Origin of the sequence: Burkholderia sp. Ed8, from assembly GCF_040761425.1 — a bacterium.
GTDB classification, from domain to species: Bacteria; Pseudomonadota; Gammaproteobacteria; order Burkholderiales; family Burkholderiaceae; genus Burkholderia; species Burkholderia seminalis.
Map to the genome: position 1 here is coordinate 851,766 of NZ_CP142886.1, position 14,517 is coordinate 866,282.

Genomic DNA, 14,517 nt, shown 5'->3' on the forward strand with positions numbered 1-14,517 from the left:
TCGCCGACGAAACAACCGGGGCACGCCCCGGTTTTTTTTCATCCGATGGTCTGCACCGGGTTGCCGTTCGCGTCGCGGATCACCGTCTTTTCCACGCGCCAGCGCACGCCGTCGAGCCCGTCGATCGCATACTCGCCGGCGCGCGGCTTCAGCGTGCGCGCCAGCGCCCGCACCGTCGCGTCGGTCAGGCGCAGCGTCAGCGTGCCGTCTTCGTCGGTCACGCCATTCGCGTCGGCGCGCACGAATCGCACCGCGCCGTCATGGCCGACCAGGCGAAACGGCCGGTCAAACGGCAACCGCAACGGCAGCAACGCGACGAGTTCCTCGACCTGCCGTGCGCCGACGGTGATCTCGATCACGGGCGCGCGCAGCAGCCGCTTGCGCGTGCCCCATCCGAGCACGTCGGTGAACAGATAGCCGCTCGCCGAGCCGTCGCGCTGCGTGCCGGCATCGACCTGCTCGCGCACGTCCGCCCGTTCGAGCAGCGACGCGCGGCCGAGATCGGTCACCCAGAGCGGCATGTGCGGCAGCAGCGCGTCGAGCAGCGCGCGCGTGCGCCAGCGCTTCGCGGCGCGCTCTTCGTCGAGCGTGAGCCCGACGACCTGCAGGAACGCGAGACGGCCGTGCGGCGTGTCGATCGCCGGCAGTTCCGGATCGAACGCGAAACCCATCGAGCAGAGCGCCGTGCCGGTATCGAGCGCGATCGGGCCGTTGGCCGTCATCCAGTGGCCATCGTCGAACGCATTGCCGCTCTCGAACACGTAGCGCGCGAGATTCTGCAGGAAGCTGAACACCCAGCGCGGCGGCTCGTCGTCGCCGGCCGCGCACGCGACGCGCATCGTCAGCTCGAACCCGAAGCCGCTGACGGCCGGATCGTCGGACGCCTTCTCGTACAGCTCGCTCAGCCCGTACGTGACGAAGTGCCAGTGCGGCACGGGCGCCGCGCGCCTCCACACGCTGATCCCGTCGAGCGGGTCGGGGCCGCCGAGCCGCCACTTGACCAGCGTGCCGTAGTGCTTCGGCGCCTGGCCCGGATAAAGGCGGGCCAGCGCGCCGTCGATCGCGTCCCAGCCGGGGGCGGCGTCGTCCGGTGTGTCGTGGGTTGCGTCGGTCATGTGGCCCTCGTCCTCGATGCGTGTTCTGGTGCGTGGTGCCGCCGCGCGCGTCACACGTGCGACGTCGCGCCGTCGAGCGCCGCGCGCACGCGCCCGACGCGCTGTTCGTCGACGGGCGCCAGCACCTCGCCGCGCGGCCGCACACCCGAGCCGAAATGCACCGCGCGCACGCCGGTCGCGCGAACGAAATCGCCGACCGCGTCGATCGTGAGCCCCGAGCCGGCCAGCACCGTGCAGGTCGAACCGGCGGCCTGCCGCACCAGCCGCGTGATCGTCGCGACGGCATCGAGCACCGACGGATGGCCGCCCGACGTCAGCACGGACGTGACGGCCGGCACGCGCAGCAGCGCGTCGAACGCGGCGTTGAGATCGCGTGCGACGTCGAAGGCACGGTGGAACGTGAGCGCCCGGCCGTCCGCGGCGGCCGCGATGCGGGCCAGCGCCTCGAGATCGACGTCGCCGCGCGCGTCGAGCGCGCCGAACACGACACCGTTCGCGCCGGCCGCGACGGCCGCGCGCACGTCGCGCTCGATCACGCGCAGATCGTCGGCGTCATAGACGAACGACCGGCTGTGCGGTCGCACGATCACGTTGACGGGAATCGGCACGGCGGCCACGACGGCCTCGATCAGGCCGACGCTCGGCGTCAGCCCGCCTTCGGTGATCGCGGTCACGAGTTCGAGGCGGTCGGCGCCCGCGCGGGCGGCGGCCCTTGCATCGCCGACGGTCGTGGCGATCACTTCGAGAAGCACGGAAGAAGCGGCATGTCGGTTCATGGGCGGCCCGCGAATCGTCTGGACAATTCGCGCATCCTAGCCGAGCCGCGTGACGGACGCCAGCGTGACGGCGGCCGTCCCGCGCCGCCGCGCCCCGATCGCCGCATGCGATCCGGGCGGTGCTAGCCGGCGTCCGCTTCGTCGTCGACCCAGTCGATATCGCCGCACAGCACGCGCTGCGCATCGCCGACGCGCACGGCCACCGACAGCGTCACGCACGGCTGCGCCTCGTTGATCGACAGGTACGGCCGCGTAACCTGCACGCGTCCCGGCTCGGCGATCGCCGAACGGAAATACGGGCGACGCAGCCAGTTCGCGCCCTGCGCGTCGGCCAGCGGCGAGAAGCGCGCCTCGCTCAGCGCGCGATCGGCGCGCAGCACGACGTTGCGTCCCGACTGGCGGCCGTGCGCGTCGAGCAGGAAGCAGCGCGCGGCCGCGTCGAGCGCGAGGAAGTTCCAGCACACCTCGTCGAGCGGCTCGCCGGCCGCGAGACGCTCGGCCGCCCGCTCGAACGCGCGCAGATACGGCGCGAGCCGCTGCGCGTCGCGCCGCTCGCGCGCTTCGGTCTGCTGACGGAAGCGCTCGGTCAGCTCGCCGATGCAGCCCGTCGCGGTCGCGCTGTCCGGCAGCCCCGGCGCCGGGCGCCCGAAGTAGTAGCCCTGCACGAAATCGGCCTCGCACGACAGCGCGATCTGCGCCTCGTGCTCGGTCTCGATCCCCTCGACGAGCACGAGCTTGCCGGCCTCGTGCAGCAACGTGACGAGCCCGTGCAGGATCGCGGTGAGCCCGGTGCGGTGTGCCGCGTGCGACAGCATGATCCGGTCGAGCTTCACGATGTCCGGGTTCAGCTGCCAGATCCGTTCGAGGTTCGAATGACCGGCGCCGAAATCGTCGAGCGCGATCAGGAAGCCGTGCGTGCGGAATTCACGCACGGCCTCCGCGAGGCGCTCGACGTCTTCCGCGCGCTGCTCGAGCACTTCGAGCACGATGCGGCGCGGCGGCATGCCGAGCCGTTTCAGGTTCGCGAGCAGCGCGGCCGCCTGGAACGGATCGGTCAGCACGCCCGGATGGACGTTGAGAAACAGCCATTCGCGCTCGGCGCCGAGCAGCGCGAAGTTCTCGAGATGCAGCGCCTGCGCGAGCCGGTCGAGCTGCAGCAGCTCGCCCCGGCGGGCGGCTTCGCCGAACACGTCGAGCGGCGACACCGCGCGGTCGAGCGCATCGTGCGCGCGCAACAGCGCTTCGTAGCCGACCGCACGCTGGTGCGACAAGCTGAATATCGGCTGGAATACGGTCGTCAGCGTCAGGTCGTGATGCTGCGTGGCCAGACGTTCGAAGCCGGAACTCATCTCCCGCTCGAACCGGTACGGCGACGCGGCGGACGGACGCTCCTGTTGAACGATCGTCATGCCTTCCTCCTGGTCGCGCCGTCCGACGAAGCGGACAGTACGTGCAATGTCATGGTTGGACCCTCGGTTGCCCGATCGAAGCCGGGCGGCTGCCACCTTCAAGCAAGCTCCGTGCAAGGCGCCGACAACCCATATGCCATGCGGCTGCGCCGGGCCATCGCACCACCTTGGCACACGCCCGACGCACCATCTTCGTGCGCGCGCACCGGCCGCTCGAGCGCAGCCGTCACGTCGGCACGCTACACTCCGTACGATCGTTTCATTCCCCGTATTCGCCGTATCGATGGAAATCGTCTTCACAGTCCTGATTCTGCTGCTGACCGTTGCGCTGTCCGGCGCCGTCACGCGCAACCTGCCTTTGCAACTGCCGCTGCCGCTGATGCAGATCGCGTTCGGCGCGCTGCTCGCATGGCCGAAACTGAACCTGCACGTCACGTTCGACCCCGAAATCTTCATGCTGCTGTTCATTCCGCCGCTGCTGTTCGCGGACGGCTGGCGGATTCCGAAACGCGAGCTGTACCTGCAGCGCCGCGCGATCCTGATGCTCGCGTTCGGGCTCGTGTTCATGACGGTACTCGCAGTGGGCTACTTCGCGCATTGGCTGATTCCCGAGTTGCCGCTGCCGATCGCGTTCGCGCTCGCGGCCGTGCTGTCGCCGACCGACGCGGTCGCGTTGTCCGGCATCGCCGGCAAGGGCCGGATCCCGCCGCAACTGATGCACATCCTCGAAGGCGAGGCGCTGATGAACGACGCGTCGGGCCTCGTCGCGCTGAAGTTCGCGATCGCGGCCGCGCTGACCGGCGTGTTCTCGCTGCGCGCCGCGTCGGTCACGTTCGTGATCGTCGCCGCCGGCGGCCTCGCGACGGGCGCGATCGTGTCATGGGTGTTCAGTGCGCTGTCGACGCGTTTCCTGAACGCCGAGCAGGAAGGCGATCCGGCCCCCGGCATCGTGATGACGCTGCTCGTGCCGTTCGCGGCCTACCTGTTCGCCGAGCATCTCGATCTGTCGGGCGTGCTCGCGGCCGTGTCGGCGGGGATGATGATGAATTACACGAGCTTCTCGCGCAAAAGCACGGTCGCGTCGCGCGTGCGTGCCGAAAGCACGTGGGCGATGATCGAGTTCGTGTTCAACGGCATGGTGTTCATCATGCTCGGGCTGCAGTTGCCGCACATCATCGGCCGCGCGCTCGTCGATGCGCACCACACGAGCGACGCGCTGGTCGGCCGGATGATCTTCAACGTGTGCGCGATGATGCTCGCGCTGTATGCGATCCGCTTCCTGTGGGTCTGGCTGCTGCGCTGGTTCGCGAGCCGCCGCGCCGCGCGCCAGGGCCTCGCGGGCACGATGGCCGGCGTGCGCACGATCGCGGTGATGACGGTCGGCGGCGTGCGCGGCGCGGTCACGCTCGCGGGCGTGCTGTCGATCCCGGTCGCGCTGTCCGACGGCGCGCCGCTGCCGGGGCGCGACACAGCGATCTTCGTCGCGTCGGCCGTGATCCTCGGCTCGCTGATCGTCGCGGTGATCGGCCTGCCGCTGCTGTTGCGCGGCGTGCGCTCGACGCGCAACCCGCTCGGCGACGAGGAGCGCACCGCGCGCGCGGCCGCCGCGCAGGCCGCGATCCGCGCGATCGATTCGTCGCACGATGCGATCTCGACCGATCTCGACGAATCGGGCGCCGCGCGCTGCGCGGACATCTCCGCACGCGTGATGGACCAGTACCGCCGCCGGCTCTCCGCGCTGGCCGAGGACGGCCCCACGCCGCGCGCGGAAGCGAAGCAGGCCGAAACGATGGAGCTGCAGATGCGGATCGCGGCCGTGCGCGCGGAGCGCTCCGCGCTGTACCGGCTGCGCAGCGACAGCAAGATTTCCGACGAGACGCTGACGAAGCTGATCCGCGAGATCGACCTGTCGGAAACCGCGCTGTCGACGCGCAAGAAAGGCATCCTCTGACTGACGGGCCGGAAACGGCCCGCGCACAACGGTCGGGACGCATGAAAAAACGGCGACGCCCAGGCATCGCCGTTTTCACTTCCCCACACGTTCGCGTTACTTCGCGACGACGACCGGAATCCCCTTCAGCATCCCCGCGCCCTTCATCTCGTCGAGCGCGTGCTGCACGGCCGCGCTCGTCGCCGCATCGATGCCGAGCTGCAGCGCGAGCTCGCGCTCCGCGCGCTTCACGCCGGCCAGGTTGCGCACCTTCACGTGACCGAAGCCGCGCACGCGGGCGTGCAGGTCGGCCAGTTGCACGACCTGCGCCGCATTGCCGGCCGTCATCGCGGCGAACGCACGCGCGAGCGTCGTCTCGTAGTCGTCGGCCAGCGCGCGCTCCATCTTGCGCTCGACGGTGCGGCCAAACGGGTCGAGCCAGGTGCCGCGCAGGCTGCGCACGCGCGCCAGCATGCCGAACACCGGCCACATCCACTGGCCGAACACGCGCTTCCTCGGCGCGCTGCCGTCGCGGCCGGCCTTCGCGACCGTCGGCGGCGCGAGGTTGAACTTCACGCGGTACGCCTGCCCCGGCACGCCTTCGAACTGCGCCTCGAGCGCGGTACGGAACGCATCGTCCGTGTACAGCCGCGCGACTTCGTATTCGTCCTTTACCGCGAGCAGCCGGTAGAACGTCGTCGCGACCGCGCGCGTCAGCGCGTCGTCGCCCTTCGCGCGGGCGGCGTTCACGAGCGCACGGTAGCGCTCGACGTAACGCGCGCCGCCGTAGGCGTCGAGACGCGCTTCGCGATCGGCGATCAGCCCGGCGAGCGTCTCGGGCGCCGCATGCACGGCCACCGTGTGACGCGCGTTCCACAACGCGTCGAGGCCCGCCGCGTCGCCGGCCGCCATCCGGCCGATCGAGAACGCGAGCTTGTTCATCGGCACCGCGACGTTGTTCAGCTCGATCGCGCGCATCATCGCGGCGAGCGACACCGGCACGAGGCCGAGCTGCCACGCATAACCGAGCATCAGGATGTTCGCGCCGATCGAATCGCCGAGGAACTTCGCGGCGAGCGCTTGCGCGTCGCAGCTCGACAGGTAGCCGTCGCCGGCCGCGTGATGCATCTTCTCGAGCAGCGCATCCGCATGCAGGTTCGCATCCGGGTTCTGCACGAACGACGCGTTCGGGATCCGGTGCGTGTTGACGACGATCCGCGTGCGCTCGTGACGCACCGTCTGCAGCGCTTCCGCGCTCGCGCCGACGACCATGTCGCACGCGAGCAGCACGTCGGCCTGCTGCGTGTCGATGCGCACCTGGTTCAGCCACCGGTCGCTCGATGCGATCCGCACGAACGACAGCACCGAGCCGCCCTTCTGCGCGAAGCCCATGAAGTCGAGCACCGATGCGCTCTTGCCTTCGAGGTGCGCGGCCATGCTGATCAGCGCGCCGACCGTCACGACGCCCGTGCCGCCCACGCCCGTCACGAGCATGTCGAACGGCGCCGCGTCGAGATGCGTCGCCGGCACCGGCAGCCCGTCGACGCGCGCGGCGAGCGCCGCTTCGTCGAACGCGGCGCCGGCCGCCTTCTTCAGCGCCGCGCCTTCGACCGTCACGAAGCTCGGGCAGAAGCCGTTCACGCACGAATAGTCCTTGTTGCACGACGACTGGTCGATGCGGCGCTTGCGGCCGAGCGGCGTCTCGAGCGGCTCGACCGACAGGCAGTTCGACTGCACGCCGCAGTCGCCGCAGCCTTCGCACACCGCGTCGTTGATGAACAGGCGCTTGTCCGGGTCGGGGAATTCGCCTTTCTTGCGGCGGCGGCGCTTCTCGGCCGCGCAGGTCTGGTCGTAGATCAGCACGGTAACGCCCGGCGTCTCGCGCAGCTCGCGCTGCACCGTGTCGAGCTCGCTGCGGTGATGGAAGGTCGTGCCCGTCGGGAACTGTCCGTGATGGCCGTCGTACTTCTCCGGCTCGTCGGACACGACGACGAAGCGCGACACGCCTTCGGCCTCGACCTGGCGCGCGATCTGCGGCACCGAGATGCTGCCGTCGACCGGCTGGCCGCCCGTCATCGCGACCGCGTCGTTGTAGAGGATCTTGTACGTGATGTTCGCCTTCGCGGCGACTGCCTGGCGGATCGCGAGGATGCCCGAGTGGAAGTAGGTGCCGTCGCCGAGGTTCTGGAACACGTGCTTCGTGTTCGTGAACATCGCGTGCGCGGCCCAGTCGACGCCCTCGCCGCCCATCTGGATCAGCCCCGTCGTGTCGCGCTCCATCCACGACGCCATGAAGTGGCAGCCGATGCCGGCCTGCGCGATCGAGCCTTCCGGCACCTTCGTCGATGTGTTGTGCGGACAGCCCGAGCAGAAGTACGGCGTGCGCTTCACCGCGTCGGCCTCGTTCGACAGGATCTGCGGCGCGACCAGATCGACGACGCGCTCGCGCCGGTCGAGCGCCGGCTTGTGGCGCGCGAGCCAGTCGGCGAACACCGGCAGGATGCGCGACGGGCGCAGCTCGCCGAGCTCGGACAGCAGGCACGCGCCGGCGGCGTCGTGCTTGCCGAGCACGCGCGGGCGCGCGCCTTCGGCGCGGTTGTACAGGTAGTCCTTGATCTGCTGCTCGATGACCGGGCCTTTCTCCTCGATCACGAGCACTTCGTCGAGCCCGTCGACGAAGGTCTCGACGCGCGTCATCTCGAGCGGATACGACAGGCCGACCTTGTAGATCCGCACGCCGGCCGCGTCGAGATCGGCGACCGTCAGGTCGAGACGGCGCAGCGCTTCCATCAGGTCGAGGTGCGCCTTGCCGCAGGTGACGATGCCGACGTTCGCGTGCGCGCTCGGCGCGATCCACTTGTCGATGCTGTTGGTGCGCGCGAAATGGCGCACCGCGTCGAGCTTCGCGGCGAGACGCGCCTCGATCGTCAGGCTCGGCAGGTCGGGCCAGCGGTTGTGCAGCCCGCCCGCCGGCGGCGTGAAGCCGGCCGGCGCCGGCCACCGCGTCTGCAGTGCATCGAGGTCGACCGTCGAGCCCGACTCGACCGTTTCCGAGATCGCCTTGAAGCCGACCCACGCGCCCGAGTAGCGCGACAGCGCCCAGCCGTACAGGCCGAACTCGAGCATGTCGGCGATATTCGCCGGGTTCACGACCGGCATGTGCCACGCGATCATCGCGAAGTCGCTCTGGTGCGGCATCGACGACGACACGCAGCCGTGATCGTCGCCCGCGACGACCAGCACGCCGCCGTGCGGCGACGAACCGTACGCGTTGCCGTGCTTCAGCGCGTCGCCGGCGCGATCGACGCCCGGGCCCTTGCCGTACCACATCGCATACACGCCCTCGACCGTGCGCTCGGGATCGGCTTCGACGCGCTGCGTGCCGAGCACGGCCGTGCCGCCGAGTTCCTCGTTGATGGCCGGCAGGAAGCGCACGCTGCTCGCGTCGAGCAGTTTCTTCGCCTTCCACAGCTGCTGGTCGACCATCCCGAGCGGCGAGCCGCGATAGCCGCTGACGAAGCCGGCCGTGTTGAGGCCCTGTTCGGTATCGACCGTGCGCTGCATCAGCAGCAGGCGGATCAGCGCCTGCGTGCCGGTCAGGAAGATCCGGCCGCGCGTCGCGGTCAGGTTGTCGGTCAGTCGGTAGTCGGACAGGGTAGGCGTGCCGTCGACGGGCAGGCGGGCAGTCATGGGGGAAGTCTCCGGATTGTGCTGTTCTGGGCTGCGCGGCGGGCCATCGGGCGGCGGGTGACCGGCGGCAGCGAATGGCTCTATTTTTTCGCGCGCAGCCGAGAATGTTTTTTCTCATCTTGCTCGACCGGCGCTTGTGCGAGAAAAACTGCGCAGGTTTTTGCCGTGATTTGAGAGAGTTTTCACGCGAGCACCGGGCGAGCGGTTGGCGGGACGCCGGGACGGCCGGCTGGCACGACAAAAGGGGCGGCCCACCAGCCCGCGCGTGCCGCAAGGCGCGCCTCGCGCCCGTCGACTGGCGCTCGAACCCCGCGCGACAAGGGTTTCGCGGGAATCGGGCGGTCCCCCTCACCGTTGCAACGCACAGCGTTCCGATTGGTCCGGCGCGCCGGATGTCCACAACGTCGGACCCTTCTCGCCGACCGGGTTCGCGCGCTCACCGTTCGATTGCACAGCGTTTCGAGTGGCGTCGGGACCGGGATATCCACATCCGGAACCGGCACGCGGTTCGCTCGGGCGCCGACCCTCACCGTTGAAAGTCACAGCGCGGCGAGTGGTTGATGGCGGTGGATATCCCCATCTCGGCCTGCTCGTTTCGTCGATCCGCTGTCCACCCTCACCGTTCGAATACACAGGGCCGAGAGTGGCTTTGTCCGTCGGATCCTCACGCCGGAATACGCATGCGCCGCGACCACCGCTTCTCCCTCACCGTCGACATGCACAGGGTTTCGACTGGCCGCGGCGACCGTTTTCCGTGCCCGAACCTGCATTGCCTTCCGGCCATGCACGCCCCTTCACCGTTGGAAACCACAGCGCTTCGAGTGGCTTGTGACGCCGGATATCCACATCGGAGCGCCTCGGCAGATCGATCGCGAAAGCGTGTTCCAAAGCGCGCCGGCGGGCGGCAAGCCATGCCCGAAGCGGCCTGTCACCCGATCGGACGCCGACCCTCACCGTCGAAAACCACAGTGCCGCGAGTCGTTCCGATGGCCGGATATCCACACTGAAGCGCGCGCGGCGCGCCTGACCGGGCACGTGCCCCCGGCGGCGGCGTCGGCCGGACAGCCGCGTCCGGACTGGCTGCCGGCCAGCCGGACGCTCATGCTCACCATCGATTCCCACAGCATGTCGAGTCGCTCGGGAGAGCACGGGCATGCGACGAAAATCGCACGTTGGAAGCCACGCGCCCGCGCTCACCGTTAGAATGCACGACCCTGCGACCGGGATCCGCACCCGGATGCCGGCATCGCGACGCACACGGGGTTCGGTCACGCCTTCGCGCGTTCCGTTAGAATGCGCGGCGCCCCGAATCACGGCAGAGGCCGGCAAGCCTTGCCGGAACGGGCGCCTCGCGCGATCGGGCGGCGACACTCACCAGTGGATTTCACAGCATTTCGCTTCGTCTCGCGGCGAGTTGTCCACACCCCGCTTCGCCTCTTGAGCGGCATCCGGTGATCCTCACCAGTGAAATCCACAGCGCGCCGAGTCGTTTCGGGGCGAGGATATCCACAAGCGGTCGCGCGACGAGACCGCCATGCGCGCATCGGCGAACGCCTCGGCGCACCGCAACCGGAAAAGCCGGAAAGCCTTGTCCGGACGGCCTCGGCGGCACCCTCACCATTCAAATGCACAGCGTTTCGAGTCGCTGCGGGGCGAGTTGTCCACATCCGTCCGACGATGCGCCGTCGCCCCGACAGGGGCGCCCGGGCAAACGCTACTCCGCAATCGACCGGATGACCTTCGCCGGATTGCCGCCGACCAGCGTATTCGGCGGAACATCACGCGTGACGACCGCCGCGGCCGCGACGACCGCGTTCTCGCCGACCGTCACGCCGCCGATGATCGTCGCGCCGGCGCCGATCCACACATTCCGTTCGATCACGATCGGCTTCGCAACGACGCAGTCGCGCCGCCGCGAAGGCTCGACCGGATGACCGGACGTGATCAGGCTGACGTTCGGGCCGATCATCACGTCGTCGCCGATCTCGAGTCCGCCCAGGTCGTAGAACGTGCAGTTCTGGTTGACGAACACGTTGCGCCCGAGCTTCATGCCGGTGCCGCCCGTCGCGTGAAACGGCGGGATCAGCACGAAGCCGTCGTCCACTTGCGTGCCGATCAGTTCGCCGAACACTGCGCGCACTGCCGCCGCATCGTCGAACGTCAGACGGTTGAGCCGCGCCGTGATCGCCATCGCGCGTTTGACCTCGGCCACCATCGCCGCCGATTCCGGCGTTCTTCGCGGAATGATCGTGGTGCGATCGTCGTTTGCCATGCGTGACTTGTCCCTGGTGATTTCCGCGTTTCGTGATGCGTCGGCGGTGGTGGTCGAATGCCTGCGAGGCCGTGTGCGAGGATGCCGCGGGACCGGCGGCGACCCCGGGTGGTAACGCCGTTTCCGTCAGGGTCACTCTCGATTTTACTAACTAGTCAATATATAACTAGTTATTGCAAAACTTCCTTGTGCCGTCAGGCTTTGCCCGATTTTCCGCCCGATCCGCGCTCGCCATACAACGCCCGAACAGGCTCGCTCGACCGAATGGCCCCTGGCCGGGCGCCCCTGGCCGGGCGCCCCTGTCCGAACCTCCTGCGCTCGGGTACGCTTGAGCATCGACCGGACCGACACCTGCACCCACACGCGGAGGCGCGATGAAGCTCTACTACTGGCCGAAGACCCGGGCATTCCGGGCGTTGTGGATGCTCGAGGAAATCGGTGTGGTGTACGAACTCGTGCCGATCGACCTGCGCTCGCACGAACAGGGCAGCGACGCGTTCGTGCAAGTCAACCCGATGGCCAAGCTGCCCGCGCTCGACGACGGCAGCGCGCCGTTCGCCGAATCGGGCGCCGTGCTGCTCTACCTCGCCGACCGCTGCCCGGGCGCCGGGCTCGGCATCGCGCCCGACGATCCGCTGCGCGGCCGCTTCCTGCAATGGATGTTCTTCACGCCGACCTGCCTCGAACCGGCGATGGCCGAAAAATTCACCGGCGCATCGGGCAATCCGGTCGCGTTCGGCTGGGGCAACATCACGCGCGTCCAGCGCGCGCTCGCGCAAGCGCTCGCCCATCGCCCGTGGCTCGTCGGCGAGCGCTTCACCGCGGCCGACCTGCTGCTCGCGAGCACGTTGAAGATCGCGTTCGACGCGCACCTGCTGCCGCACGAAGGCGTGCTCGGCGACTACGTCGCGCGCGCCGAGGATCGCGACGCATTCCGCCGCGCCGTTGCGATCGAACAGCGCGAAGCGGCGCGGTTGCTGCATGCGTGACGGCTGACGGGCCGGCCCGTCGATCACGCCTGCGCGGCCGGCCCCTGCGCCGGTGCATCGGCGTCGATCACCACGCCCGGCGAGCCGCGCTCGTCGGTATCGACGTCGATCGGCACGACTTCGTGAAAATGCGTGTAGTCGATGTGCGTGATGCCGTCCTCGTCGTGCATCAGGTCGACGTAGCGATGACGCCAGCGGATCTCGCCATGCGCCCATGAATGACGCGCCTGCATGACCTGCGCGGTCGTCTCGTCCGAGCCTTCGATCGTGATCAGCAACGACGCGTCGCGCGCGGCCAGCGATTCGGGCGTCTCGCCGAACAGCGCGCTCGACTCGTCGATCACGTGCATCAGGTTCCAGCCGAGCAGGAAGATCGGATGCTCGCTGCGCACGAGCGGCAGGTCGTGGATCTTGCGCAGCGAGTAACCCTCGTGCGTGCCTTCGATGCGCATCAGCCGCAACTTCGCCTGCGCCTCGGCGATCACGTTCTGGCGCGCATTCGCGGCGCGCACCATCAGCGTCATCCGGCCGTTCAGCGGCCGCACGATCGCGTTGCGCGCGAACAGGATCTTCGCCTGCGGCCGCGAAAAGCGCGCAAACACGAGCCCCGTGGCCAGCGCGATGCCCGACATCCCGACGAAGATCTCGAACGTCGCGACGAGGTGGGCGTAAACGGTCTGCGGATGCATGTCGCCGTAGCCGACGGTCGCGAGCGTCTCGACGCTGAAGAAGAACGCGCCGCCGAAGCCGGCCGGCGACTGGTTCGCGATCGGCGCATGGCCGAGCAGATAGAGCGTCGCAAAGCCGCCGTTGAGCAGCAGGAACAGCACCGCGAGCGACAGGAAGAACACGGGCCAGCTCACCGTCAGCGCGCGATGGTAGAAGTCGCGCCAGCCGAGCGGCGGCATCCCGTACGCGATCACCGGGCGGGTGCCCGACCAGATCTTGCGGCCGCGGCCGCGGGGGGCTGGGGAAGACGAATCGACGTTCATCGCGCGGCGCCGGTTGCAGGGAGGCGATGAGCGTAGCATGCGCGGCGGCGGCCGGGAACGCGTACCGGCGCGAAACGGAAATCCGCCGCGCCGTGCCGAAAAAAAACCGGCCGCGTGTGCGGCCGGCTGCGTCGTCATCGTGCGGACCCGCGCGCGAGGCGCGCCGCGGTCACTTCCGGTCGACGATCACCTGGTCGAACGTGCCGCCGTCGGCGAAATGCGTCTTTTGCGCGTTCGCCCAGCTGCCGAAAACCTGCTCGACGCTGAACGTCTTCAGCGCCTTGAATTCGGCCGCGTGCTTCTTCAGCACGTTCGCGTCGCGCGGGCGCAGATGGTGCTGCGCGATGATCTCCTGCGCTTCCGGCGTGTACAGGTAGTCGAGATACGCCTGCGCGACCTTGCGCGTGCCCTTCTTGTCGACGACCTTGTCGACGACGGCGACCGGCGGCTCCGCGAGGATGCTCGCAGACGGATACACGGCGTCGAACTGCGCGCCCGATGCGCCGGTGTCCATCAGCGCGACCTCGTTCTCGAACGTCACCAGCACGTCGCCGATGCCGCGCTGCGTGAACGTCGTCGTCGCACCACGGCCGCCCGAATCGAGCACCGGCACGTTGCGGAAGATCGCCTTCTCGAAATCGAGCGCCTGCTGGTCGGTCGCACCCTTCAGCTTCTCGAAACCCCATGCGGCGAGATACGCGTAGCGGCCGTTGCCCGACGTCTTCGGGTTCGCGATGATGACCTGGACGCCCGGCTTCGCGAGATCGCTCCAGTCCTTGATCGCCTTCGGATTGCCCTTGCGCACGAGGAACACCATCGTCGTCGAGTACGGCGAGCTGTTGTCCGGGAAGCGTGCGCGCCAGTCCTTCGGCAGCAGCTGGCCGCGCTCGGCGAGCAGGTCGATGTCGTTCGGCTGGTTCATCGTCACGACGTCGGCCTGCAGCCCCTGCAGCACCGACAGCGCCTGCGCGCTGGACGCGCCGTGCGACTGCTTGATCGTGACGGTCTCGCCGGTCTTCTGCTTGTATGCGGCCGCGAAGCCCGTGTTGATGTCCTTGTACAGCTCGCGCGTCACGTCGTACGACACGTTCAGGATCGACGTGTCCGCATGCGCGGCCGTCGCCGCCACGACCAGCGCCGCCGCCGCGCCCGTGTGCAGCCAGCGGCCGATCCCCTTGATGCTTGCCATCGTGATATGCCCCGTTTCCAGTGGTGGTGAATGTGCGTGACGGCACGCGTACGCGCTGTCATCGAAACGTAAGCGGGCATTCTAGCGGCCGGGCGCGGCGCGCCTTCCAATCAGTCGTGGAAAGCAAATCTCGAATCCTGCTAAACGGCGGCCGG

The 14,517-nt window shown here is 68.8% G+C and carries 9 protein-coding genes; 2 read left to right on the forward strand and 7 right to left on the reverse strand.

Features of this window, described 5'->3' with window-relative positions; all coding sequences use genetic code 11:
• Nucleotides 1-38 precede the first annotated feature (38 nt).
• The 3 genes from VXM69_RS17865 to VXM69_RS17875 form a co-directional block, all read right to left on the reverse strand.
• Nucleotides 39-1,115 carry a suppressor of fused domain protein gene (locus tag VXM69_RS17865; protein WP_034189155.1) on the reverse strand — a complete coding sequence of 359 codons (1,077 nt, stop codon included), beginning with the start codon at nt 1,113-1,115 and terminating at the stop codon, nt 39-41.
• Nucleotides 1,116-1,165: 50 nt separating this feature from the next.
• Complete coding sequence (locus tag VXM69_RS17870) at nt 1,166-1,891, reverse strand: copper homeostasis protein CutC (RefSeq protein WP_059558851.1); 726 nt, start codon at nt 1,889-1,891, stop codon at nt 1,166-1,168.
• Nucleotides 1,892-2,013: 122 nt separating this feature from the next.
• Nucleotides 2,014-3,300, reverse strand: a complete 1,287-nt coding sequence (locus VXM69_RS17875) for an EAL domain-containing protein (RefSeq protein ID WP_034189153.1) — start codon at nt 3,298-3,300, stop codon at nt 2,014-2,016.
• Between the two features lie 283 nt (nt 3,301-3,583).
• Here VXM69_RS17875 and VXM69_RS17880 point away from each other — a divergent pair, with 283 nt between their 5' ends.
• The gene (locus tag VXM69_RS17880) at nt 3,584-5,251 is read left to right on the forward strand and encodes a Na+/H+ antiporter (protein WP_367189969.1); all 1,668 of its coding nucleotides are present in this window, start codon (nt 3,584-3,586) and stop codon (nt 5,249-5,251) included.
• A gap of 96 nt (nt 5,252-5,347) precedes the next feature.
• On the opposite strand, the gene VXM69_RS17885 is transcribed toward VXM69_RS17880, so the two are convergent.
• Together VXM69_RS17885 and VXM69_RS17890 are read right to left on the reverse strand one after the other, a co-directional pair.
• Entirely contained in the window at nt 5,348-8,920 is a 3,573-nt protein-coding gene (locus tag VXM69_RS17885; RefSeq protein WP_367189970.1) for an indolepyruvate ferredoxin oxidoreductase family protein, read from the reverse strand.
• Between the two features lie 1,714 nt (nt 8,921-10,634).
• Nucleotides 10,635-11,192, reverse strand: a complete 558-nt coding sequence (locus tag VXM69_RS17890) for a DapH/DapD/GlmU-related protein (protein WP_069245716.1) — start codon at nt 11,190-11,192, stop codon at nt 10,635-10,637.
• 374 nt (nt 11,193-11,566) lie between these two features.
• Here VXM69_RS17890 and VXM69_RS17895 point away from each other — a divergent pair, with 374 nt between their 5' ends.
• Complete coding sequence (locus VXM69_RS17895; RefSeq protein ID WP_034189149.1) at nt 11,567-12,181, forward strand: glutathione S-transferase N-terminal domain-containing protein; 615 nt, start codon at nt 11,567-11,569, stop codon at nt 12,179-12,181.
• Between the two features lie 23 nt (nt 12,182-12,204).
• On the opposite strand, the gene VXM69_RS17900 is transcribed toward VXM69_RS17895, so the two are convergent.
• Both VXM69_RS17900 and VXM69_RS17905 read right to left on the reverse strand, forming a co-directional pair.
• Nucleotides 12,205-13,173 carry an ion channel gene (locus VXM69_RS17900; protein WP_059558857.1) on the reverse strand — a complete coding sequence of 323 codons (969 nt, stop codon included), beginning with the start codon at nt 13,171-13,173 and terminating at the stop codon, nt 12,205-12,207.
• A 169-nt stretch (nt 13,174-13,342) separates the two neighbouring features.
• Nucleotides 13,343-14,362 (reverse strand): sulfate ABC transporter substrate-binding protein, encoded by a 1,020-nt coding sequence (locus VXM69_RS17905; RefSeq protein ID WP_034189147.1) that lies wholly within the window; start codon nt 14,360-14,362, stop codon nt 13,343-13,345.
• Nucleotides 14,363-14,517 lie beyond the last annotated feature (155 nt).

Excerpts from the sequence above, each read along its gene's own strand:
- VXM69_RS17900 (WP_059558857.1), bottom strand. The coding sequence starts at position 13,173 with ATGAACGTCGATTCGTCTTCCCCAGCCCCCCGCGGCCGCGGCCGCAAG.
- VXM69_RS17865 (WP_034189155.1), bottom strand. The coding sequence starts at position 1,115 with ATGACCGACGCAACCCACGACACACCGGACGACGCCGCCCCCGGCTGG.
- VXM69_RS17875 (WP_034189153.1), bottom strand. The coding sequence starts at position 3,300 with ATGACGATCGTTCAACAGGAGCGTCCGTCCGCCGCGTCGCCGTACCGG.
- VXM69_RS17885 (WP_367189970.1), bottom strand. The coding sequence starts at position 8,920 with ATGACTGCCCGCCTGCCCGTCGACGGCACGCCTACCCTGTCCGACTAC.
- VXM69_RS17870 (WP_059558851.1), bottom strand. The coding sequence starts at position 1,891 with ATGAACCGACATGCCGCTTCTTCCGTGCTTCTCGAAGTGATCGCCACG.
- VXM69_RS17905 (WP_034189147.1), bottom strand. The coding sequence starts at position 14,362 with ATGGCAAGCATCAAGGGGATCGGCCGCTGGCTGCACACGGGCGCGGCG.
- VXM69_RS17880 (WP_367189969.1), top strand. The coding sequence starts at position 3,584 with ATGGAAATCGTCTTCACAGTCCTGATTCTGCTGCTGACCGTTGCGCTG.
- VXM69_RS17895 (WP_034189149.1), top strand. The coding sequence starts at position 11,567 with ATGAAGCTCTACTACTGGCCGAAGACCCGGGCATTCCGGGCGTTGTGG.
- VXM69_RS17890 (WP_069245716.1), bottom strand. The coding sequence starts at position 11,192 with ATGGCAAACGACGATCGCACCACGATCATTCCGCGAAGAACGCCGGAA.